This is a genomic window from Planctomonas sp. JC2975, from assembly GCF_012985205.1.
Taxonomy (GTDB): Bacteria; Actinomycetota; Actinomycetes; order Actinomycetales; family Microbacteriaceae; genus Humibacter.
In genome coordinates this window covers 2,102,743-2,122,236 of sequence record NZ_JABEKS010000001.1, presented here as the reverse complement: position 1 = coordinate 2,122,236, position 19,494 = coordinate 2,102,743, and the positions used below count along the sequence as shown (strand labels likewise).

18 protein-coding genes and 2 pseudogenes are annotated in these 19,494 nt (G+C 63.3%); 7 read left to right on the top strand and 13 right to left on the bottom strand.

Annotated elements, in window-relative coordinates:
* Positions 1 to 13: 13 nt before the first annotated feature.
* Positions 14 to 2,602, top strand: a complete 2,589-nt coding sequence (locus HII28_RS09525) for an AAA family ATPase (RefSeq protein ID WP_170025186.1) — start codon at positions 14 to 16, stop codon at positions 2,600 to 2,602.
* Between the two features lie 919 nt (positions 2,603 to 3,521).
* Here the strand turns inward: HII28_RS09525 and HII28_RS09520 are convergent.
* Both HII28_RS09520 and HII28_RS09515 read right to left on the bottom strand, forming a co-directional pair.
* The gene (locus tag HII28_RS09520) at positions 3,522 to 6,119 is read right to left on the bottom strand and encodes an AAA family ATPase (protein ID WP_240977297.1); all 2,598 of its coding nucleotides are present in this window, start codon (positions 6,117 to 6,119) and stop codon (positions 3,522 to 3,524) included.
* Positions 6,120 to 6,536: 417 nt separating this feature from the next.
* A pseudogene (locus HII28_RS09515) lies at positions 6,537 to 7,522 on the bottom strand (IS481 family transposase).
* A 132-nt stretch (positions 7,523 to 7,654) separates the two neighbouring features.
* Between HII28_RS09515 and HII28_RS09510 the strand changes: the two are divergent.
* Positions 7,655 to 7,912 (top strand): hypothetical protein, encoded by a 258-nt coding sequence (locus HII28_RS09510; protein WP_170025184.1) that lies wholly within the window; start codon positions 7,655 to 7,657, stop codon positions 7,910 to 7,912.
* A 640-nt stretch (positions 7,913 to 8,552) separates the two neighbouring features.
* Here the strand turns inward: HII28_RS09510 and HII28_RS09505 are convergent.
* From HII28_RS09505 to HII28_RS09495, 3 genes are all read right to left on the bottom strand, one after another.
* Positions 8,553 to 9,032 carry a hypothetical protein gene (locus tag HII28_RS09505; protein WP_346769251.1) on the bottom strand — a complete coding sequence of 160 codons (480 nt, stop codon included), beginning with the start codon at positions 9,030 to 9,032 and terminating at the stop codon, positions 8,553 to 8,555.
* 156 nt (positions 9,033 to 9,188) lie between these two features.
* Entirely contained in the window at positions 9,189 to 9,353 is a 165-nt protein-coding gene (locus HII28_RS09500) for a hypothetical protein (protein ID WP_170025182.1), read from the bottom strand.
* A gap of 80 nt (positions 9,354 to 9,433) precedes the next feature.
* Positions 9,434 to 9,595, bottom strand: coding sequence for a hypothetical protein (locus HII28_RS09495; protein ID WP_170025181.1), 162 nt, complete (start codon positions 9,593 to 9,595; stop codon positions 9,434 to 9,436).
* Positions 9,596 to 9,863: 268 nt separating this feature from the next.
* Between HII28_RS09495 and HII28_RS09490 the strand changes: the two genes are divergently transcribed.
* Together HII28_RS09490 and HII28_RS09485 are read left to right on the top strand one after the other, a co-directional pair.
* Positions 9,864 to 10,169: a hypothetical protein gene (locus tag HII28_RS09490; RefSeq protein WP_170025180.1), complete on the top strand. Its 306-nt coding sequence runs from the start codon at positions 9,864 to 9,866 to the stop codon at positions 10,167 to 10,169.
* A 365-nt stretch (positions 10,170 to 10,534) separates the two neighbouring features.
* Positions 10,535 to 10,801, top strand: a pseudogene (locus HII28_RS09485) (leucine zipper domain-containing protein); the annotation flags it as partial.
* Positions 10,802 to 10,856: 55 nt separating this feature from the next.
* Here HII28_RS09485 and HII28_RS09480 read toward each other — a convergent pair.
* The 5 genes from HII28_RS09480 to HII28_RS09460 form a co-directional block, all read right to left on the bottom strand.
* Complete coding sequence (locus tag HII28_RS09480; RefSeq protein ID WP_170023362.1) at positions 10,857 to 11,273, bottom strand: hypothetical protein; 417 nt, start codon at positions 11,271 to 11,273, stop codon at positions 10,857 to 10,859.
* Positions 11,204 to 11,524, bottom strand: coding sequence for a hypothetical protein (locus HII28_RS09475; protein ID WP_170025179.1), 321 nt, complete (start codon positions 11,522 to 11,524; stop codon positions 11,204 to 11,206). Before HII28_RS09475 ends, HII28_RS09480 begins: the two co-directional genes overlap by 70 nt.
* Before the next feature lie 122 nt (positions 11,525 to 11,646).
* Complete coding sequence (locus HII28_RS09470; RefSeq protein WP_170025178.1) at positions 11,647 to 11,853, bottom strand: hypothetical protein; 207 nt, start codon at positions 11,851 to 11,853, stop codon at positions 11,647 to 11,649.
* A 139-nt stretch (positions 11,854 to 11,992) separates the two neighbouring features.
* Entirely contained in the window at positions 11,993 to 12,460 is a 468-nt protein-coding gene (locus HII28_RS09465) for a cation transporter (protein ID WP_240977295.1), read from the bottom strand.
* 305 nt (positions 12,461 to 12,765) lie between these two features.
* A complete protein-coding gene (locus tag HII28_RS09460; protein WP_170025177.1) occupies positions 12,766 to 13,023 on the bottom strand; it encodes a hypothetical protein in 258 nt (85 codons plus the stop codon).
* A gap of 680 nt (positions 13,024 to 13,703) precedes the next feature.
* Here HII28_RS09460 and HII28_RS09455 point away from each other — a divergent pair.
* Positions 13,704 to 14,192 (top strand): hypothetical protein, encoded by a 489-nt coding sequence (locus HII28_RS09455; RefSeq protein ID WP_170025176.1) that lies wholly within the window; start codon positions 13,704 to 13,706, stop codon positions 14,190 to 14,192.
* A 350-nt stretch (positions 14,193 to 14,542) separates the two neighbouring features.
* Here HII28_RS09455 and HII28_RS09450 read toward each other — a convergent pair whose 3' ends face one another.
* Positions 14,543 to 14,848 carry a hypothetical protein gene (locus HII28_RS09450; RefSeq protein WP_170025175.1) on the bottom strand — a complete coding sequence of 102 codons (306 nt, stop codon included), beginning with the start codon at positions 14,846 to 14,848 and terminating at the stop codon, positions 14,543 to 14,545.
* A gap of 446 nt (positions 14,849 to 15,294) precedes the next feature.
* On the opposite strand from HII28_RS09450, the gene HII28_RS09445 reads away from it, so the two are divergent.
* Together HII28_RS09445 and HII28_RS09440 are read left to right on the top strand one after the other, a co-directional pair.
* On the top strand, positions 15,295 to 16,314 hold the full coding sequence (locus tag HII28_RS09445) for a site-specific integrase (protein ID WP_240977293.1): 1,020 nt from the start codon (positions 15,295 to 15,297) through the stop codon (positions 16,312 to 16,314).
* Positions 16,315 to 16,640: 326 nt separating this feature from the next.
* Positions 16,641 to 17,225 carry a hypothetical protein gene (locus HII28_RS09440; protein ID WP_170025173.1) on the top strand — a complete coding sequence of 195 codons (585 nt, stop codon included), beginning with the start codon at positions 16,641 to 16,643 and terminating at the stop codon, positions 17,223 to 17,225.
* 729 nt (positions 17,226 to 17,954) lie between these two features.
* Here the strand turns inward: HII28_RS09440 and HII28_RS09435 are convergent.
* Positions 17,955 to 18,695: a GAF and ANTAR domain-containing protein gene (locus HII28_RS09435; RefSeq protein ID WP_170025172.1), complete on the bottom strand. Its 741-nt coding sequence runs from the start codon at positions 18,693 to 18,695 to the stop codon at positions 17,955 to 17,957.
* Positions 18,696 to 18,719: 24 nt separating this feature from the next.
* Positions 18,720 to 19,430: a GAF and ANTAR domain-containing protein gene (locus tag HII28_RS09430; protein WP_240977291.1), complete on the bottom strand. Its 711-nt coding sequence runs from the start codon at positions 19,428 to 19,430 to the stop codon at positions 18,720 to 18,722.
* Positions 19,431 to 19,494 lie beyond the last annotated feature (64 nt).

Sequence of the window (19,494 nt, the reverse complement as noted above, 5' to 3'; positions counted from 1 at the left end):
AGGGGCGCGCCTAATGACTATGCCGACTGAGGCCGAATCCGCCGAGTCCACCGAGCTGATCGACCCTCGGGCGCAACTCGCTGAGTGGGCGAACGCCAACGACGAGTGGGTGCGCTTGATTGTCGCCGAAGTGATCGCTACGGGACGCCCGGTCGAAAGTTCTGTGGTCGAGAAGGCCTACCAGCTATTCCGGCAGGAGAAGGCGATCGACGAGCGGGAGCTTCCGGCCGTTCCGCTGCTTGATATCGAGGCTCGTCAGGACGAGTTGGCACCCCCCCTGTCGCTGACCCGGCTTTCGGAAGTGCGTGGTGTGAATGCACTGGTGGCGGGTGCACTGATCGAGCCTCATGAGGGTCTGACGATCCTCTACGGGGAGAACGGCACCGGCAAGACGGGCTACTCACGCATCTTCAAAGCTCTGGCCAACAGCCGTACCGCTGACACAATCCTCGGCAACATCGACGCCGACACCTCGGAGGCACAGTCCGCCAAGCTCGAGTTCAAGCTTGGTGAAGACGCTGAAACTCTGACCTGGACAGGCGAGCTGGGCGTGTCGCCGTTCACGCGGATGTCAATCTTCGACAGTCCCGCCGTGCGCACCCACCTCGACGAAGACCTGGATTACGTCTACACCCCGGCCTCGCTGGCGCTCTTCAACGACGTCACGACTGCAATCCAGGCGGTAACAGCTCAGATCGATGCTGCTATCTCCGAGCTTGGTTCGAGCGGATCGGGAATGCTCCCCAGGTTCCAGCGCGGATCGACGATCTACCCGCTGATCGAGACCATCGGTGCTTCCACCGACCTCGCCGACCTCAAGACCAAAGCCAAGAGCGGATCTGATGTCGATCAACAGCTCGATGCCCTGACCCAGGGTGTTGCGGCCCTGCGCGCCAACACGATGGGTGCCCAGATCACCGGCCTCAAGAGCGAGCAGCGAGTTCTGTCGGAGGCAGTGACCACCGCCGATGTGCTGCTTGGCTTCGAGCAGGTCAAGTACAACGAGACACTGGCAACGCGCGCGCAGCTCACGACCGACTACGAGACCTTCCGCCGCGAGCTTTTCGCAGCTGCGGACCTGCCAGCTGAACCCGACGACACTTGGAACGACTTCATCGAGGCCGGCGAGACGTACCGCCAGCACCTCGTTGAAGTTGAGGCGCACGACGCAGACCGCTGTCTCTACTGCCGCCAACCTCTGCTCGATCCGGCGCGCGACCTACTCACTCGCTACTCGACCTATCTTGAGGACAAGATCTCGGCGGACATCCGCGCCAACGACACCACGCTCGGTGGTTTCAAGCGAGAGGTTGCCGCGCTCCAAGGCAACGAGATGACGTCGTTCATCCAGCAATACAAGGACGCCGATCCAAGCGAGCGCCCGAATTACTTCACTCAGGTTGAAACGATTGAAGGCGCACGAAGCGCCGCCGCCACGGCGGCTGCCGCCGGCCAGCCAGTCAGCACCCAGATTGCCAAACTCGTGGCCAGCCCCCTGGCCGATGTCGGCACTGCGCTGACCACCGTGGGCAACAGCGTCTCGGAGTTGGAGGCACTGCAGAAGGGCCGAACCGAGGCACTGGCTGAGAAGCAGGAAGAGCTGCTCGAGCTCAAGGACGCCGTGGAGTTGGGCAAGTCCTGGTCGCTGATTGAGACGCAGGTCAGGAGCGCGAAAGAGGCCGATCGCCTTAAGACACTCAAGCGCCCACTACCTGGCCTTGGCCGATCCGTGACCGCGCTTGCCAAGATCGCCAGCGACCAGTTGATTAACCAGAGCTTCGATACGCTTTTCCTCGAGGAGTGCGAAGCGCTCCGCGCACCGTCGCTCAGGGTTCAGTTCGTCGGGCGAGAGGGCAAGGCACAGCGCCGCAAGGTGCTGAGCGGCAAGCACAAGCCGTCCAAGGTGCTGTCCGAGGGCGAGCAGAAGGTGTTGGCCCTGGCAGACTTCCTCGCCGAGGCACGCCTCGCGGGCATCACGGCGCCCGTGATCTTCGATGATCCGGTGTCAAGCCTCGACCACCGTCGGATCAAGGAAGTAGCCCAGCGCATCGCTCGACTGGCCGACGACAACCAGGTCATCGTCTTCACTCACGACATCCTGTTCGCCACGACGCTTCTCGCACTATTCGAGAAATCCAAACGGTGCGCCTACTTCCAGGTCACTGACGAAAGCGGCAAGGGCAACGTATCCCGTGCCACCGGACCACGCATCGACTCCTTGAACGCGATCAAGGCACGGATCAACAACACCATCCAGGCCGCCAAGCAGTTGGACGGCGAAGCCCGGGATGCTCTGGTCCATACCGGATACAGCCACCTTCGCTCCTGGTGCGAGGTCTTTACAGAGGATGAGTTGCTCAAGGGCGTAACTCGGCGATATCAGGCCCACGTCCAGATGACAACGCTCGGCAACATCAACATTGACAAGCTCGGCGAGATCATCCCCAAGATTGGTGTGATTTTCGAGGAAGCCTGTCGGTACATCGACGGCCACTCGCAAGCGCTCATCACTCAGGGCGTCAGTCCGACTCTTGCCGGACTGGAAAGACAATGGGCCGAGCTCCAGGAGCTGAAGAGGCTGAACGAAGGTAAGGCTTCCTGAGGCTGCTGATGCAACACGTCCGGCGTACCCGAGCACACTCGCTTGCTCCAGCTTAGTTACGGAGCTGACCATCGGCTGTAATGCTCCATCGTCGTAGCTCGGATCGTCGTTGTACGCCCGGCCGGAAAGCGCGGCCTGCAAACCGGTCCCTCACCCCGCGCCAGCCTGACCGGTAACTCCGCGAGCAGCCCAGTACTTCAGCGAGATGCGCCGCTAAGCCGCGCGATGGATATCTCCAATGCCTTGTTACGTGTCGGAGCGTCCGTAAGCCGATCGGGTTACGTGACACTCGACGCCTCGACCCTGTTTCGAGGATCGGGCGCTTTTTTGGTGTCTGCTTAGGGTGTCGGCTCGATCGTACGTATGGGGAGGCATAACCGTCTCTGTGAACTGTGGCGCGGACGGGGCTGGGAACCGCGGATCACCTGGTATAAGCGGCGACGAGCCGCCGTTTGGGTCCACCGCAGCAGACCCGGGCATGGTTTAAGGAGTCTTGCGTCCTGTGCCCGCGTGATGATGGGTGTATGGACCGCACGCGACCTGCTCCTCGTCCTGACGGAGTCTCGAATCAGGAAGCTGTCGAACTCTGTCGCGAGTGGATGCTGTACCTCGGCCAACCCGACACAGTGGAGGCGACCGGCACTGCAGCGACGGTCTGTGATCTGTACAGTTCGCGATACGTCGCCCTGGTTGACAACAGTCGCGGCAACATCGGGCTGCCACTGGTGGATCGGGCTGCGGCACTGGTGGCGTCCGATGGCCGCAAGGGCCTAATTTTCCACTCCGGAGGATGCTTACCCGACGCGGCAATGGAGGCAGATCGCCTAGGCATCGCGGCCATCATGTTTGACGCGCGACGTGGCGGAATCGAGCCGAGGAACCAGCTCGCATTTCCAATATGCCGGTCGTGCGTACTTCCCTAAAGTCCGAGCGCACTTGCGGTACTAGCGCGAGTCTCGTCCGGTGACCGACCTTGGTTCGCGAGACTGGCTTGCGTCGCAGACTTGTGGAGTTCAGCCCAAGCTACGTGTAGCGAATCATCGAGACCGGGCTCCGGAGTTTCGCGTCGTAGAATGTCGGCCAGTTCGGCCGTTGCTGCTCTGGCGGTAGCGGCGACGAGTACGGCGCTGTTGTCGTGTCGTCCGCGTGTGAGGCCGACGTAGAGGCCGGCGGCGTCCACCTCGGGTCCGACAATGGATCGGTCGGTCGTTTCTCCCTGGGCGCCGTAGACGGTGGAGGCATATCCGAGGTGGAGATGTCCCGCCGCATATTCGTGGCTGATCTGTCGGGCTTGGCTGGAGTCACTCGTTGAGGTGAGGAGGATGCTGTCGTTGCGGATGCGGCTGACGATCCAGTTCTGCCGGTTCTCGACCCCGGCTCGGGAGTCGTTGCGCCGGGTTTGGACCGCATCGCCCTCGAATAGAGTCTGACCGCCCTGACCGGTCGCGATCCTGTCAGTGTTCAGTGAGCCTTCCTGGATGCGTCGGGCTTGGATGGCTTCTCCGATTGCTTGGGCTTCGGCGTGGGTGGCGGTAACGAGCGAGATCGTGGCACGGCTTTTGGTCGCGTCGAACCACCCGTCCACCATGGCGTGGAGTGCGTCGTGGCTGTTGTTGACGAGCTTGACGTGACCGCCTTCCACCAACCGTGCTGCAATTTGGTCGCGTTCCCGCGCACCGTGGGCGTCGCGGATCTCCCGGGTGAGTTCGGCCCAGGCTGGGTCCTTGAACCGGTGGATGTCGGTGAGTTCGACGTTGAAGCCGGTGTTGCGTCTCATCAGTTCCATGGCGCCGGAATGCCCGACGGGGAGCGCCTGGTTGGGGTCACCGACCGCGGCCAGGCCAGCACCGGTCTCGTGGCCGAGAGCCACGAGGGCGTTGGCGGTGTCGAGGTCGAGCATCCCTGCCTCATCAACCACGATCCGATCCCCACGCCGCACCGCCTTATCGCCCGGTCCGGTGTAGGTGTGCCCCGTGGCCGGATCTAGATCACCCATCGAAAGCCGTGTCCAGGTGGTTCGTCCAGCGTCGTCCTCGGCCCATCGCCATCCGTAGGCATGGAGGAGTTGGTGGAGGGATGATGCGTCGGCGCCGGTTTCCCGGCCGGCGATGGTCGCCGCCTTCTTCGTCGGGGCGACGACGACCATGCGTCGCCGCTGCAGGTGCAGCGCCGCGGCGGCGGCTTTCAGCATCGTGGTCTTCCCGGTTCCCGCTGCGCCGATGATCGTGACCAGGCTGCTGGTCCCTGCGATGGTGCTGGCACCGGCAAGCTGTCCCTCGTCGAGTGTCTTGTCCGGGCTGACCACTGCCGCGATCTGAGTGATAGCGGCAGCGGGTGCCGGACCTCCAGTGGTGGGGAGGAGTTCGAGTTGGTGCGCGAGCGTGTTCTTCGCGACCGCGGTTTGGGTGGCCACCAGGTGCTTCACATGATTCGGCACGACCTCGTCCTCGAGCAGGCGGATGGTGTGCGCGGACACCGCTCTTGCGACCAGGTCGGCCACGAGCCGATCAAGGACCTGCCTGTCCTTGACGACACCGGTACCCGAGAGTGCGCGGAGGACGCCGGCGCGGACGTCGAACACCGAGAAGCGGCCACCGGTCCCGGTGGAGCGGTCATCCGCATCCACCACCGCGCGTGCGGCCACCAGGTCGAGGTCAATGTCCGCAATGGCTGTGGCAGCGACGGTGACCGCTGGCCGTGGCCGGGACATGGCCGGGTCGGCCGCCATGACTTCGGCGCGGACTTGGCCGGCCCAGTCGTCCTCGTCCAGCTCATGGGGCTTGTCGGGTCGTCCGGTGGCCCACGCCCAGCGGTCGATCTGGTTCAGCACATCTCGGGAGGCTTCCTCACCAGGATGCTGGGACCGCCACCACTCCAACCGGCCGGCACGGTTGGTCTCGATCTGGGCTGACCGCTTCGACAACGGCCGCACCAGATGCGCGAGCTGTTCGATCTCCCCTTCCTTGCTGAGCGTGTACCCCTTGGCGGCCAACGCGCGAACCCAGGCCGGGTCAGTACGCGCTGCAAGGTCACCCTCGGCGTTCACCGCGTTCTGGAACCGAAGAGCGACCCGGGTGTCCAGATTCGACCACTTCCCGTCTTGGCCTTGGACTTTGACGTTCAACCACAGGTGGCGGTGCTTGTGCGGATCCAACGACCGCGACCGTTCATGCTTCAGCTCGACAACCTCGACCCGAGCCAGGTCCTCCCGAATCAGGCCGCCCTTCCCGCGACGAGCGTTGAGCTCGTTCTGCCACAGGTGGATGATCCGGTCCCTCAGCCGGTCCTGCAGATCCTCGAACGCCGCATTCAACTCAGGGTCGAGCATGGCCGCGATGGAGAACGACTTCGGCGCGTTCACCGTCGCATCCAACACCAGATCAGCGACCGGCGACTCCAGGTCCCGACCACGCCGCTCACCGGTGAGGGGGTCGAGGCCGTCGACCCAATCCCGCAGCTGTTTCCGACTGAGGAGGTCGTCGCGGATGGACCCGTTCTCGCAGATGTACCTGGTCATGACAGCGTCTGCGTAGTCCGCCGCGGCAATCACCCCAGCAGCATCTTTCGCGGTCAGGGTGGCGTCACAGACACCGCCGAAGGCGTACGCGACCGCTTGCTTCACTCCTTGTGAAGCAACCCCACGCTTCCACCGTGCAACACCCCCACGCACACCGCCAGAGTACCCCTCTCACTGCAAAGTGCCTGCGTGCATCAACAGAATTCGATCATCCGGTTCCTCGATCCCGTTGACGCTTACCATCGTCATCGCCTCCATCGTTTCGACTCGCCCATCTCACTTCGTTCCCTGTTGCTGTCCTGATCACTTCCTTCTCTGACTCGAGCAACCCTTCGCCGACCAACCCGCGAGCCGCTCAACGATCGCCGCGAACGTGCTGCAGTTGACGCACCCGCGCGGGCATGGCCGGGGAGCGGGCTAGATGTGATGTCCAGGCAGGTTGTTGAGCCTGCTGATGGGTGGGGCTCCGATGGCGGAGTGGCGCCTGTGCTGATTGTAGAAGTGCAGCCATCCGGGTAGGGCGGCGCGTCGTTCGGTCTCTGATTCGTAGAACCGGGCGTAGGCCCGGCCGTCGGCGAGGGTGCGGTGAAATCTCTCGATCTTGCCGTTGGTTTGCGGTCGGTAGGGGCGGGTTCGCTTGTGCCGGATCCCGAGCTCGGCACACGCGTCCCGCCAGTCGTGGGAGCGGTACGCGGAGCCGTTATCGGAGAGCACCCGCTCGATGCTCACGCCTCGCTGCGCGAACCAGGCGGTCGCGCGTTGCAGCACACCGATTGCGGTGACGGCCTTCTCGTCCGCGCAGATCTCCACGTAGGCGACGCGGGAGTGGTCGTCGATCACCGTGTGCAAGAACGCGGTCCCGAGCAGGGGTGCGCGGCGGCTTCCGCCCGATCCGTCGTGTTGGCGCGGTTGCGGTCGCCCTGCAGCTTGCCCACGTATCGCCATCCGCCGCCGTCGGGGATGTTGCCGAACTTCGTGACGTCGACATGGATCATCGACCCGGGGTGGTCGTGCTCGTAACGGCGGATCGGCTGCCCGATGATCCGGTCGATGCGGGAGAGTCGGTTGAGCCGGCAGCGCACCAGCACGGCGTGCACGGTCGACGCCGGCAGTCCCAGTTCCCCACCGATCTGCACCGGCCCGAGCCGGCGTCGCCACCGCACCTGCACGATCCGTTTCACGATCTCTGGCGGTGTCTTCGTCGGCATCGAGTGCGGCCGGCTGGAGCGATCAGCCATCCCGGATACCCCCTCGACACGATATCGACTCGCCCACTTCCGGGCCGTCACCGGCGAAACCATGAACATCTTCGCCGCGACGATCACCGGCCATCGGTCATCGACGATCAGTCGCGCCAACCGCAGTCGAGCACGCTGGGTCAAAGCAGCGTTACCGTGGGACACGAAGGCCTCCTGTGTTCCGTCAAGCGGTTCCTTAGACAGCTCCACTTCACAACAGGGAGGCCTTCACCCGTCAGCACATCAAACGCGATTCACACAACAACGTCCCTGAACATCACAACTAGCCTGCGAAGCATGAAGGACAATCCGAGTCGGTACGAGGCCGCAGCTGGCGCGGTAAAGGCCGATGTCGAGCGCACGGGTGCCGACACCATGGGTATCGACAATCTCGTCATCGGGATCCTCCGCGACTGCCACGATTCGGAGAAGCCGGGCTCGGAGATCACGCTGGCGACGCTCCGCGACAGGATCCTCGACCGCGTGATGTTCTGGGCAGTCGACTATCAGGCGGTCGACTTCGACGAAGCCGAGAAAGAGCCAGAAACCGACTGACCGGGGTCAGTCTCAGCATTCGAGGATCCTCGCCGAGTCGAGGCTGGCCAAGGCTGTGCTGCTGAACCTGATCTGGTGCCGCGTGGGTGAGTCCTCGTGTCGCGTGATGTGATTTCTGACGAGGCTTGGGCTGTGATTCGGCCGTAGTCCCGACGGTGAAGGCGACCGGGCGGCCTCCGGTGGATCGGTGGGTCGTGGTCGAGGCGACCGTGTGGCGGTTCCGCACGTGAGCGCCGTGGGGGGACGTGCCGGAGCGGTCCGGGAACTGAAACACGATCTACAAGATCCTCAACCGGTGGTCCGAGCAGGGCGTGTGAGCGCGAGCGCTGGAGAAGACGCAGTCCCTCGCGCGGCAGTCCGGGGATCTGGACGGGGTCGCCTCGGTCGACCCCATGATCGTGCGCGTGCATCGGCACGGTGCCACCCTCCCGCGCACCACAGCGGGCGTCATCGAACTACAAGAAATGCGGTGACGAGCCGCCTGATCACGCGATCGGCCACTCCCGTGGCGTGTTGACGACGAACAATCGCCTAGTCTGCGACGGGAAGGGACTCGCCCTCGCGTTCATCCTCACTCCCGGTCAGGCTGCGGACACCAGCATGTTGGCGTGGACGTTGGAGCAGATCCGCGCTCCTGAAGTCAGGCGATGCGACCTCGTGCGGCGGCTCCACCTTCTTCCTCCCACGAGTTGGGCTGGCCTTCATCGACGCGGGCCGGGTTCGGGCGCTCTGACGGGACGGAGAACACTACAGATTCGGCCAGCCTGACCACTGCGGTCGCCCGATCCTGTTCGAGTTCGGCCGCGAGCTGCGACCGTGCTGTGGCGATCACGCGTTGCGATTTCACGCGAATCGAGATGTCAGCGAGCAGCTCCCCAAGGATGCCGCCCAGGCCATCCCGAAGCTCCTCCAAGTTGGTGTTCGCGATCTCTAAGCGGCGATCGGAGACCTTCAACTCGATGGTCGAATAACCCCTGTCCGTCAAGAAGGTGCGGGTTTCGTTCCCGAGTATCCCCGCAACCTCTTCGTGATCCGGTCGTCGTGTGAAGACCGCTTCGACCGTATAACGGTCGGGACCTGCATCGGTCAACAAAGCGGCCGGCAGAGAACTGACGAGCACCGATCTCAAACCCAACAGTCCGACGTCAGCATCGATCGGCGGTATTTGCGTACTCATGATCGAAGGCTACGCTTCCGGTACCGGCGCCTCTTGGCGTCGCCGGTCCCGAACGAAGAACGTCCCCGTACGCTTGCACGGGGACGTCGAATCCATGACCTACGCCTTCTTCTCAGGCATGTCACTCTGGCTCGCGCCGCGATGAATTCCTCGCGCGACGGCGTCGGTCACATCGTTGATCTTCTTCTCGACGGAATCCACGACCTTGTCGGTCACGTTCTTCGTCCCTTCGGCACCCTTCTTGATGCCATCTCCAGCGGTCATGATGACCTTCTCTCGTAGGCTTGCCAGGCTACGCCGCGAGTCTGCGTTCTACATGTGCTGCGAACCACTCAAGCGAGAACTCAATGGTTGCGAGTGGCTCGGCGTCGCACAACACCGATGATGATCGTGGCGACGAACAAGATGATCCCGATGATCGCCAACCAGAGCAGACCTTTGATCGCGAACCCGACGACGGCGAGCACGGCCCAGATGACGAGCAGGACGATCAGAAGAATCAACATGATCGCCACAGTACGCCGTCCCGCCAAAGACCTTGCGAACGACCCCGCTTCTGCCCGCGCCCGGCATGGAGCAACCGAGCGGCCGACAGCTCGTACTCCCTTCCCTCTGCGGAATCCATTGGCAAGAGTCAGTAAGTGAGCGTCGGTTCCTGTCTTCTGGCGGTTCGTTGCTGTGTTCTGATCGATTCCCTCGGTGTGCCCGCCCACATTTTCGGGACGAGACTGATCCGGCCGCCTGACACGGCCACAGCAGGTGAAGGGAAGGATCATGGCCATCCCCGCACTGATCAGCGGCACATTCGGCCACGAGGTCACCTCCCGAAAGGTGTTTCAGCGATTGCGGGAACTGCACGATGCGGCGTTGCTGAATCTGACCGGACTCATCTGGATCGCTGTCGCCAAAGACGGGCGCATGGAAATTGCCGGTCTCGATACCTACGACGTGCGACGAAGTCACCCTCCCGGTGTAACGGGTCACATACTGGCTCGGACCCACGAGACCATCCGAACTCGAGGACTCTCCGTACCCGATGGCTTTCAATGCCGAGCGCTACCGGGTTACGGGTGCCCGTGATGTCCATGAGGTCCTGAAGCGGGCCACAAGCGATGGGTGCCACTTCGAACCTTCATCGAGTTACCATCCACCGGCGAAGACGGTGTCAAGGTTGCACGACTGACCGGATTCCACCCGGCAACGGCCGCATACGCCCCGCCCTGCCGACTACCTCTGACGCCAGTCTCACCGAGTCCACCGTCGCCTGGGTCCGAGCACAGGGGCACGACGTCTGACGCATCACCACCCGCGTCAGCCGTCGGTCTAGTTGTGATGTTCAGGGACGTTGTTGTGTGAATCGCGTTTGATGTGCTGACGGGTGAAGGCCTCCCTGTTGTGAAGTGGAGCTGTCTAAGGAACCGCTTGACGGAACACAGGAGGCCTTCGTGTCCCACGGTAACGCTGCTTTGACCCAGCGTGCTCGACTGCGGTTGGCGCGACTGATCGTCGATGACCGATGGCCGGTGATCGTCGCGGCGAAGATGTTCATGGTTTCGCCGGTGACGGCCCGGAAGTGGGCGAGTCGATATCGTGTCGAGGGGGTATCCGGGATGGCTGATCGCTCCAGCCGGCCGCACTCGATGCCGACGAAGACACCGCCAGAGATCGTGAAACGGATCGTGCAGGTGCGGTGGCGACGCCGGCTCGGGCCGGTGCCGGACCCGGCGGCGCGAGCTGCCAGGTCCGTCCCCGCCTCGGCCTTCTCTGTCATGCGGCGGCCTTCGGGGTGCGCAGGATGTGAACGGCCATCCACGCCATGCCGACGGCTGCGAGCACGGTGCCCGGGAACGGCACGGGAAGCATCGACAGCACTTGGAATGCGATGATGAGCACCACGGCCGTGCGCGGCAGAGTGTGCGAACGCCACACGGCGATCATGAGCAGGATGATACCGCCCGCGGCCCCACCCTCGAAGGTGATCATGAAAGCGAGCCCGGGCACGGAGGGCACCGGGTTCGCACCGAGTGCTGTACCCAGCGCGGCCGCCGAGATGTGCCCGCTGTTCGCAATCTGATATGCCGCGAAATCGACGCCGTTCAGCACGGACTGACCGCTCAATCCGAACGCGAGCGCGATCGCACCGATGAGGGCCAGTTTCGGCGAGCGTGGCCGCGCCAGCGCCACCAGGCGAGCGTCGCACCCGCCAGGAATGGAACGGCGATGATGTCGCAGGTCAGGCCGATCCCGGCGAGCACCGGGGCATCCGCCATGAACTGGAGCTGAGCGACATCGTCCAGCCCGAACCCGATGAGCTCCGCGGCGAGCCAGAGGATGCCGGCTGCGAACAGACAAACCGCGGCCGCGGCCCGGGTTGCGGCCGTCCAGCGCGCCGCCGGAGAGAGGGGAGTGGTGCGCTCGCGCACTGCTGTGGACATGGGATCTGCTCCGTTTCTCACCACGGCTTTCACGGTGACGACGAAAGCGTCCCGCCGCCCATGTCCCGGGCACACGGGCCCGGCGTCCCGATTCCCGTCGGGATCTCGACGCTCAAGGGCGGTCAGGGTGCGAGGAGAATGTTCGGATGGAGCTCGCGAGAGGTGGGCCCGAGTCCGTAAGACGCCCAGACGCCACGCCCGAAGCACGCGAGGATTCCAGCGAACAACCCGAGCACCACCGTGTAGGCGAAGAGGTCCACCGCGTCCGCAGCACGCACCCCGAAACGGGCAACGGCAGGCTCATCCGGCGAACCCTCGACGGAAGGCAACGAGTCCTTGAGTTAGGTCTAACCCACCACCACGACTCAACCCAGTCCTCGACTGTGGCGGAAGGGATGCCGGCAAGTTCCAGAATGCTGCGCCGGCCGCGTCAGCAGCGGATCCTCCCTGCGTGGTGCTATGTGGTGTTCATTCTGGATCAGGACGGAAGATGTCGATGGCCTCGCGGATGGCGTAGTAAACGATGACAAGGGTTGCTGCAGAGTCTGCCCACCACCAGTCCAGAACCGTATTCAGCAATACTCCGAGCAGGACGGCACAGGCAAGGAGTCCATCGATCATCGTCACGTGGCCCTCCGTGCGCAGCACGAGGTTGTCCAAGGCCCGGCCGGTACGGGTCTTGAACGTCGCAAGAATGAACATGCAGACTGCCGTGATACCGGTCCAGATGATGCCGCCGACGCTGCCGTCTGGACGGTGCTGGGTGAGCAGGGCGATCGTGGTCTGCACCAGGAGGTAGGCGGCCAGGGTGATAAATGCGGCACCGATTAAGCGCAACGCAATCTTTTGTCGTCGTTCGCCGGCGCCCGAAAGCTCCCACAGTACGACCGAGCTGGCCCCGATCTCAATGAGTGAGTCCAGTCCGAAGTCGGCCAACGCGATCGAGGATGACGAGACGCCAGGACAGCGAGGACGACGACGCCGACGACATTCCAGGCCAGCGTGATCCACTCCAACATGAAACCGAGCCGCAGCAACCGGGGCCGCTTCCCTGCGTCGAGACTCGTCATGGCTCGATTATCGGACCAGTCGAACTGAGCCTTGCCTGCAAGCGGGTCCACGACCGTGTCGGGATTGGTCCCTGTGAGCGACGCGTGGGTTCGCCAACCGCATCCGTCAGTTGCGGATCCCTTTAGGGACGTATGGTCAATGCTCGAGTCGAGGGCTGAGCCCGACCCCGGTCAGTCGGTTTCTGGGTCTTTCTCGGCTTCGTCGAAGTCGACCGCCTGATAGTCCACTGCCCAGAACATCACGCGGTCGAGGATCCTGTCGCGGAGTGTCGCCAGCGTGATCTCCGAGCCCGGCCTCTCCGAATCGTGGCAGTCGCGGAGAATGCCGATAACGAGATTGTCGATACCCATGGTGTCGGCACCCGTGCGCTCGACATCGGCCTTTACCGCGCCAGCTGCGGCCTCGTACCGACTCGGATTGTCTTTCATGCTTCGCAGGCTAGTGCGTGGTGAACGTCGCGAACAGGCCCCATGGCAGGGTGACATGGCGCCTGCCCCCGGAGGCATTGGGCGTGGTTCAGTCCGGGAAGGGAAGCGATGAGGGCGCGCCTGCTCGCCGCTATCATCGCTGCCGGACTGGCGGGCCGCTCGCGCGCCAGTATCGCCGGCCACCACGGCCACGATAGACAGCCCGCCGTGATTGCTACTAGTCCCTCTCGCAAACCGTGTGCGCCAAGGCGACAGACAGTTTCCAGGGCGGCACCACTGCCAGCAGCCCGCTGTACTCCGTGACCAAGGTCGAGGACAACACGTTTTCACTCTCGGTGCGTGAGATAACACGGACTTGCAGACCGTGATCGTGCAGGGCGTGTCCGGGGTGGACCCCAACGTGTCGGCAGCGGGGACCCCGACATCAGAAATGACACGACGCCGTTCTGGGGGATTACCTGAAGGATTCGTTGACCTCTCGCTTGTTCCACCCTCCGCAGCGCTCGATCCAAGTCACCAACAAGATCCTTGCCTCGTCCAATGGCCTGCCGCACTTCTCCGCGGGATCCAGCGGGTGGGACCAACCAATGCTCGGCGCCTCGGAGGCCCCGGATCTCGGAGTAGGCTCGAATGAAACTGAAGATTACTCACTACGACTGAGGGAATCGAAGGTGGTTCGGATGACCGATATTCCGTTCGAAGCCACGGCAAATCTCCTGCAGGGAAAGGGTCGAGGCACGGTAGCTGTGGCAGCACTACCAGGCGAGATTGTCCTGGATTCAACAGTCGCCAATTTCATGAACCTCATCGGCGGCGCGCTACTTTTGTCCAACGTGCGACTTGTCTTCGCGCCGCTCGACGTCGCTGACGTCACGAAGGTCTTCACCTGGGGTATCAGTTTTCTTGGCGGGCCGGATATTGCAGCCAAGCTGGTAACCGATGTCGTGGATAGTGCGAGCCGTCCGCAGGTTCTTGGTAACCTGTCCGGCGCTCGAGCCGGAACCAACGCGTCCGTCATGCATCCACCGACCCTGATTGCGACAGGTCCCCATGGCGCTGAGTTCACGTTTGGTGTTCTCTACTCCCAACTGACGCCGAGCATTTCTTCCCGAAATAACGACGAGCGAGACAGGTTCGTGAATTCGATCAATAGCGCGACCCGCGGCTAGCGTCCGCGGTCGGCCACGGTGCGAACGTGTAGTTGAGCCAGCGGCCCTGCCTCTGCACGTGGGTCCCGCAAACCGAGCTGGACGAATAGGTCAGACCGTGACCCCGGCTCGCGGGCGGACAGGTACGGAGTCGACTGCATTTCATCGCGCCAAAGGCCGCACAGCAGTGGCCTCTGCGCGGCCGGGTTGTGGGTCTTCTGGTCCCCATTGGATCCCGTCCCACTAGCGGATGCTGCGATGAGAGTCGTCATACCAGTCGGGACTGGCCGCTGGAACGGCGTCGTTCACTGCGCGAGTCTAGGGGGCCGAGTGAGGTGGGGGCTGGCCTGAGAAGTGGAACCAGGTGTGTCTCAGGAAGACATCGACACTCGGCCTAGTCGAGGGGGTAAATGGTGTTGCGAGGGCTGGATGTGGGCTTCGCCGCGGTCCTCGGTTGAGCGGTAATTGCCGTGCATCGCTTCCGCGCCCTTGCGGACGACTGGTGCAAGAGCTGAGTCGGCCGTTGTCATGACGGTCCAGCCTTCGTCGACAAGCCAGATGGCTAGTTCGAGGGCTCGCACCCGTTCGGTGGGTGTGAGTTCGTCGAGTTCGGTAGACAGTAGGACAACTGTTTCGGTGCCGTCTGTGGTGACTAGGTTGACGAGTCCGGCTTTCATTGGTCTCTCTCCTTGCTTTGTGGTGTTGCCAGATGCGTTCTTCTGGCCGCTCCGGTGAGAGAGATCGATTGCCGGGCGGAGTTGGCGGAGTGAGTGGAGGGAACGGTTGCTAAGCGGAGGTCGCCGTGGCGGCCGGAGTCTGCAAATAGTGAGTGGAGGGATCGCAGCCGACGTAGCTGGCTATGATCGACCGCCGGAGCGGCTAGAAGACCCGGATAGACGGCACGCCTCGGCGTTCCAGACGACGATCGACTGTGCCGCAACGCGGCTCGGCTGGTTCGCTTATCCCGGTGGCGGTTCGGGCAGCCTCGCTCGACTGTGTCAGGGGTGGCTGTCACCCTGGCGGTAGGGGGACGGAGGCTCGCATGGGGTCGGTGGAGGCGTACCAAACGGCGGCGGGTCGACGATATCGGGTGCAGTACCGGAAGCCGGACCACAGTCACACCATGAAGCGAGGCTTCCGCACGAAGCGGGACGCGGAGCTGTTCCTAGCCACGGTGGATCTTAGCCAGGCCAGGGGCGAATGGGTGGATCCGACCAAGTCACGGACGCCGGTGTCTGTGGTGGCCGAGGAGTGGTTCCGTGCGCAGGTGCAGGTGAAGCCGACGACACGGTCGGGTTACCGGTTCCATCTGGACAAGTACGTCCTGCCCAAGTGGGGCCAGTACAGCCTGGTGAATGTCCGCCACGGCGAGGTTCAGGCCTGGGTCGGAGAGCTCTCCGAGCGTCTTGGCCCGTCAATGGTCAGGCAGATTCACCTGGTGCTGGCGGGAGTACTGAGGTACGCGATCCGAGATGGCCGGCTCATCACCAACCCGTCTGACGGCATCCAGCTGCCCAGACTTGCGAAGCGTGAGCACGGGTACCTAACGCATGCGCAAGTGCGGATGCTCGCTACCGAGTGCGGAACACAGGCAGTCGTGGTCCTCTTCCTCGCTTACACCGGGCTGCGGTGGGGCGAGATGGCCGGCCTCAAGGTCGGCAGGATCAACTTCGAGCGTCGCCGAGTCGACGTCGCGCAGGCGGTGTCAGAACCTCGAGGTGTTATCGTCTGGGGCACTCCGAAGAACCACGAGCGACGCTCGGTGCCCTTCCCCGATCTGCTGTCCAGCGGCCTGGAGCAGCGGTGCGCAGGACGCGACGCGGATGACCTGGTGTTCGCCGGCGCGGACGGTGGAGTATTCCGTGCCGGCAACTTCCGCAACCGGATCTTCAACGCTGCCGTAGCCCGGTGCATGGAGCAGGACCAGACCTTCCCGCGGCTGACACCTCACGACCTGCGGCACACGGCCGCGTCCCTCGCCGTGTCGGCGGGAGCGAACGTGAAGTCTGTGCAGCGGATGCTTGGCCATGCATCCGCAGCGATGACACTCGACGTCTATGCCGACCTCTTCGACGATGACCTGGACGCCGTTGCAGTCGCCCTGAACGCTGGTGCGTCGCACTCGGGTGCAGTCAAAATATAGTCAGAAGTCCTTCGGCGGCCTCCGAAGCAGAGACAAATGGGCCCCCGATTCCCGTGGGATCGGGATTTTGGTGGTTCCGACCGGAATCGATCCGGTGACCTTTCGACACTTGGCCTGGGTGGCTCGTGATGCGCGCGTGGTGTCCGTCGGACGGTGGTGTCGATCCTGAGAGTCGAGGTCGGGATCCGGTGTCGTGGGGGCCGGAGCGTAGCCTGATTCGTGCGGTGATCACATCGCCCTCGAAGGCGGAAACCCCCGAGTAGTCCGTGGAAGCACGGAGTTGAGTGTCGGCACGTTCGCAGCGTGACGGCCGAAGGGGGTTACTGATGCGCGATGTTCGGACAAGAGAGCCGGCCTCCACAAGGTTACCTCGATCGATCGCTGAGCCCGCCGAAGCGGTGGAGCCTTGGGATGGTGGGGGTGAAGCGATCGCGCGCGCGTCAGATTCTTCCAGCGTCGACGGCGGCGACCGCGAACGGCTTGCCGCGCAGGCAGAGTTCGAGCGATCGGGGATTCACGATGGCTCCGGTGGCGGCGGCAGGCATGACGTCCAGCATTCACCAGGTTCCCGCTACCGCGCTGTCGGCATCCACGATGCGGCCGCGTCGAAGGCGTTCCCCGCGCGAGCAGAGACGTCGGCTCCGTCACCTGAAGCCGTTTCGAACGAGGACCAGTCCGTCACGCTGAGGGTCGTGGACGATCTGACCGGCATCGAGACGATCAACCTCGTGCTGGTCGCGGTTGACGGAGACCTCGACGAGGTGCGAAATGACGGTGGCACCATCGGATACATCCGTCATGTAGGGAGACTGTTCGTTGCGCTGCATGGATCGCGCCGCGATCGAGCCGAGGAGTGCGGACAGTTCTCACTCTGGGATCACGCAGCGCAGAGTTTGGTTGGGTTTGCTTGAGGCGACAGTAACCGGCCGGCTCGCAGTAGTCGGTTCGCGCCGCAGCAGCCCAGTAGCGCCGAGGTGTGGGGAAGTCCGACGCGGAGGATGCCGAAAGGTCCAGGGCTAACTGTAGTGAGGGAGGCGATCAGGTTGACCGCTGAAAGTGATCGGGATGATGGCCGAATCGATGAGCCGAGCAAGGCTCACCACCCTGAAAGGACGACCGTTTCACGGGCTGATCTAGGAGAGCGTGAGAAGAGGGCCGTACGTTGGAAGGCCGCCAATGATGCCCACTGGCACAATGAGGGCTATTCCGCGGAAACGCAAGATCGATCCGACACTGAAGATCGGTCCTGAGAATCCCGAGGTTCTATCATCTGCGCACGTAGAGTTGCACCGTTTGCAGGTTCAACGGCTTCGCGCGGCAATCGCGCGCCCTCTGCATCGGGAGGCCGATACGGGCAACTCCACCCGCGTCACGGCCGTTATGTGTTTTCGTGTCCACCTGTTGTCCGGCGCTCGTGACCTGAACCCTTTCGGGGCCCGATAAACGCGCCGCGCCCTCCGAAGCGTCTGGTCTGGGGCGTCAAGCCTTCGGTGTGCGGTCTTGCTGAATGAGTTCGAGCGGCGCGTCCCGGAAACCCGGTTGTCTGGTACAGAGCGCCGGCAGGAAACTGTGTCGTCACGTCATCTTTCGAGCCTTGATCGTGACGCCTCGGAGTAGAGCCCTCTAGAGCACCGTCCTGTCTATCGCACCTGACGTGTGAGGTGGGCGGGGTCTATGGTGTGGTCGATTACGGATGCAGCCACGTTTCGCAGGGTGGTGCTGTGGTTGCGGGCGTATCGGCGGAGGGCGTCGAATGAACCGTCCATGCTCAGCCCGGTGGCTTGCGCAACTGCCCCCTTTGCTTGTTCCAGGAGCACTCGGCTATCGAGGGCGTATTGGAGTTGCTCGATTACGAGCTGTGTCCTGCTGCTGATGCGTTCATGCAGGATGCCAATGGTTGCCACGTCGGCCAACGCCTGCGCAACGGCCACATCCGGCTCCGGAAGTGCGCCGGACTGCGTGCGAAAGAGGTTCATTGTGCCGATGATCTCGCCGCGCAGTCTCAGGGGGGTGGCATGCATGGAGTGGAAGCCGTGGTCAAGCGCGATCTCCACGAAGCTCGGCCAGGATTCGCGACGGGCTGCAATGTTTGGGACATCGACAGGGCGACCAGATTCGAAGCAGTCGAGGCAGGGTCCGCGGCCGGCCGACAATTGCATGAGCTCTACGAGTTCGGCGTCTTCACTGGTCGACGCGACGAGATTCAGGCGGCCGCCGGGTTGATCACTGAGTAGGAGGCCGCCGGCCTGTGCATCAAGAATGTCCGTGCATTCGATGACGAGGGTGTGTAGCAGGTCGACGACGTCGTAGTCCGCGGTGAGTGTGTCGGCGACGGCGACGAACGCGGCGTTGAGTCTGGACTCTCGTGTAGCACTTGCCATGTTTGATCCCGGTATGCGGTGAGTCTACGTCGCGTCATCCTGCAACGCGGCGAAATCCAGCTGGCGGTTGACTACGTCGAGCGCGACGGCCTGTACGGTACGCCCGGAGGCGAACGCGTGTGCTCGGAGACGGGCGAACGCCTCGGTTGCTGTGGTGTTTAGCTGTACCACGATCATGCCGATCGCTTGGTGCACTTCGCGCCGAAGCGCGGGAGCCGTGTCGGACTCTTCGACCACGTCCTCGCGTGCCGTTTCAGCCGCAAAGCGAGCCGAGGCTAAGGCGGTGCGTCTGGTCAGCGTCTCCGCGGTTTCGAGCGCTTCAGAGCCAAAAGGCCCGGCCAGTCGGCGGTTGAGGTCGACCACCCCGATCGTGGTGGCGCCAAGCTTGAGGGGCAAAGCGATCACCGCATGCACGCCTATACCAAGGGCGGCAGAGGCAAACATGGGCCACGCGTCGGACTGAGCGGAATCCAGATCGGTCACGGAGACCGATCGTCCGGTCTGGATCGCCTGCCAGTGTGGGCCCTCGCCTAGGTCGAACTGGAGCTCTTCCAAGGCTGCAGCAACACGATCGCTTGCCGCGATGGTCGTCTGCTGCCACCCGATGCCGAACACCGATATCGATGCTCCGTCTACCGGGAGGGTGTTCACAAATCGACGACAGAGCGCGGCGGCTGATCCGCTAGCGCGGAGGTTGTGTGCTTCGCGGTCCACGCTGGGACCGTCCGGATTCATGACTACTCGCAGGCTTCGCGCCGATGGCGCACTCTCACCGTACGCCCGTATTGCCAAGGGGTGA

Coding starts and splice junctions, on each gene's coding strand:
- HII28_RS09525 (WP_170025186.1), top strand. CDS start 14: ATGACTATGCCGACTGAGGCCGAATCCGCCGAGTCCACCGAGCTGATC.
- HII28_RS09520 (WP_240977297.1), bottom strand. CDS start 6,119: ATGACCAGGTACATCTGCGAGAACGGGTCCATCCGCGACGACCTCCTC.
- HII28_RS09510 (WP_170025184.1), top strand. CDS start 7,655: ATGAAGGACAATCCGAGTCGGTACGAGGCCGCAGCTGGCGCGGTAAAG.
- HII28_RS09500 (WP_170025182.1), bottom strand. CDS start 9,353: ATGACCGCTGGAGATGGCATCAAGAAGGGTGCCGAAGGGACGAAGAAC.
- HII28_RS09495 (WP_170025181.1), bottom strand. CDS start 9,595: ATGTTGATTCTTCTGATCGTCCTGCTCGTCATCTGGGCCGTGCTCGCC.
- HII28_RS09490 (WP_170025180.1), top strand. CDS start 9,864: ATGGCCATCCCCGCACTGATCAGCGGCACATTCGGCCACGAGGTCACC.
- HII28_RS09475 (WP_170025179.1), bottom strand. CDS start 11,524: ATGTCCACAGCAGTGCGCGAGCGCACCACTCCCCTCTCTCCGGCGGCG.
- HII28_RS09460 (WP_170025177.1), bottom strand. CDS start 13,023: ATGAAAGACAATCCGAGTCGGTACGAGGCCGCAGCTGGCGCGGTAAAG.
- HII28_RS09455 (WP_170025176.1), top strand. CDS start 13,704: ATGACCGATATTCCGTTCGAAGCCACGGCAAATCTCCTGCAGGGAAAG.
- HII28_RS09450 (WP_170025175.1), bottom strand. CDS start 14,848: ATGAAAGCCGGACTCGTCAACCTAGTCACCACAGACGGCACCGAAACA.
- HII28_RS09445 (WP_240977293.1), top strand. CDS start 15,295: ATGAAGCGAGGCTTCCGCACGAAGCGGGACGCGGAGCTGTTCCTAGCC.
- HII28_RS09440 (WP_170025173.1), top strand. CDS start 16,641: ATGCGCGATGTTCGGACAAGAGAGCCGGCCTCCACAAGGTTACCTCGA.
- HII28_RS09435 (WP_170025172.1), bottom strand. CDS start 18,695: ATGGCAAGTGCTACACGAGAGTCCAGACTCAACGCCGCGTTCGTCGCC.
- HII28_RS09430 (WP_240977291.1), bottom strand. CDS start 19,430: ATGAATCCGGACGGTCCCAGCGTGGACCGCGAAGCACACAACCTCCGC.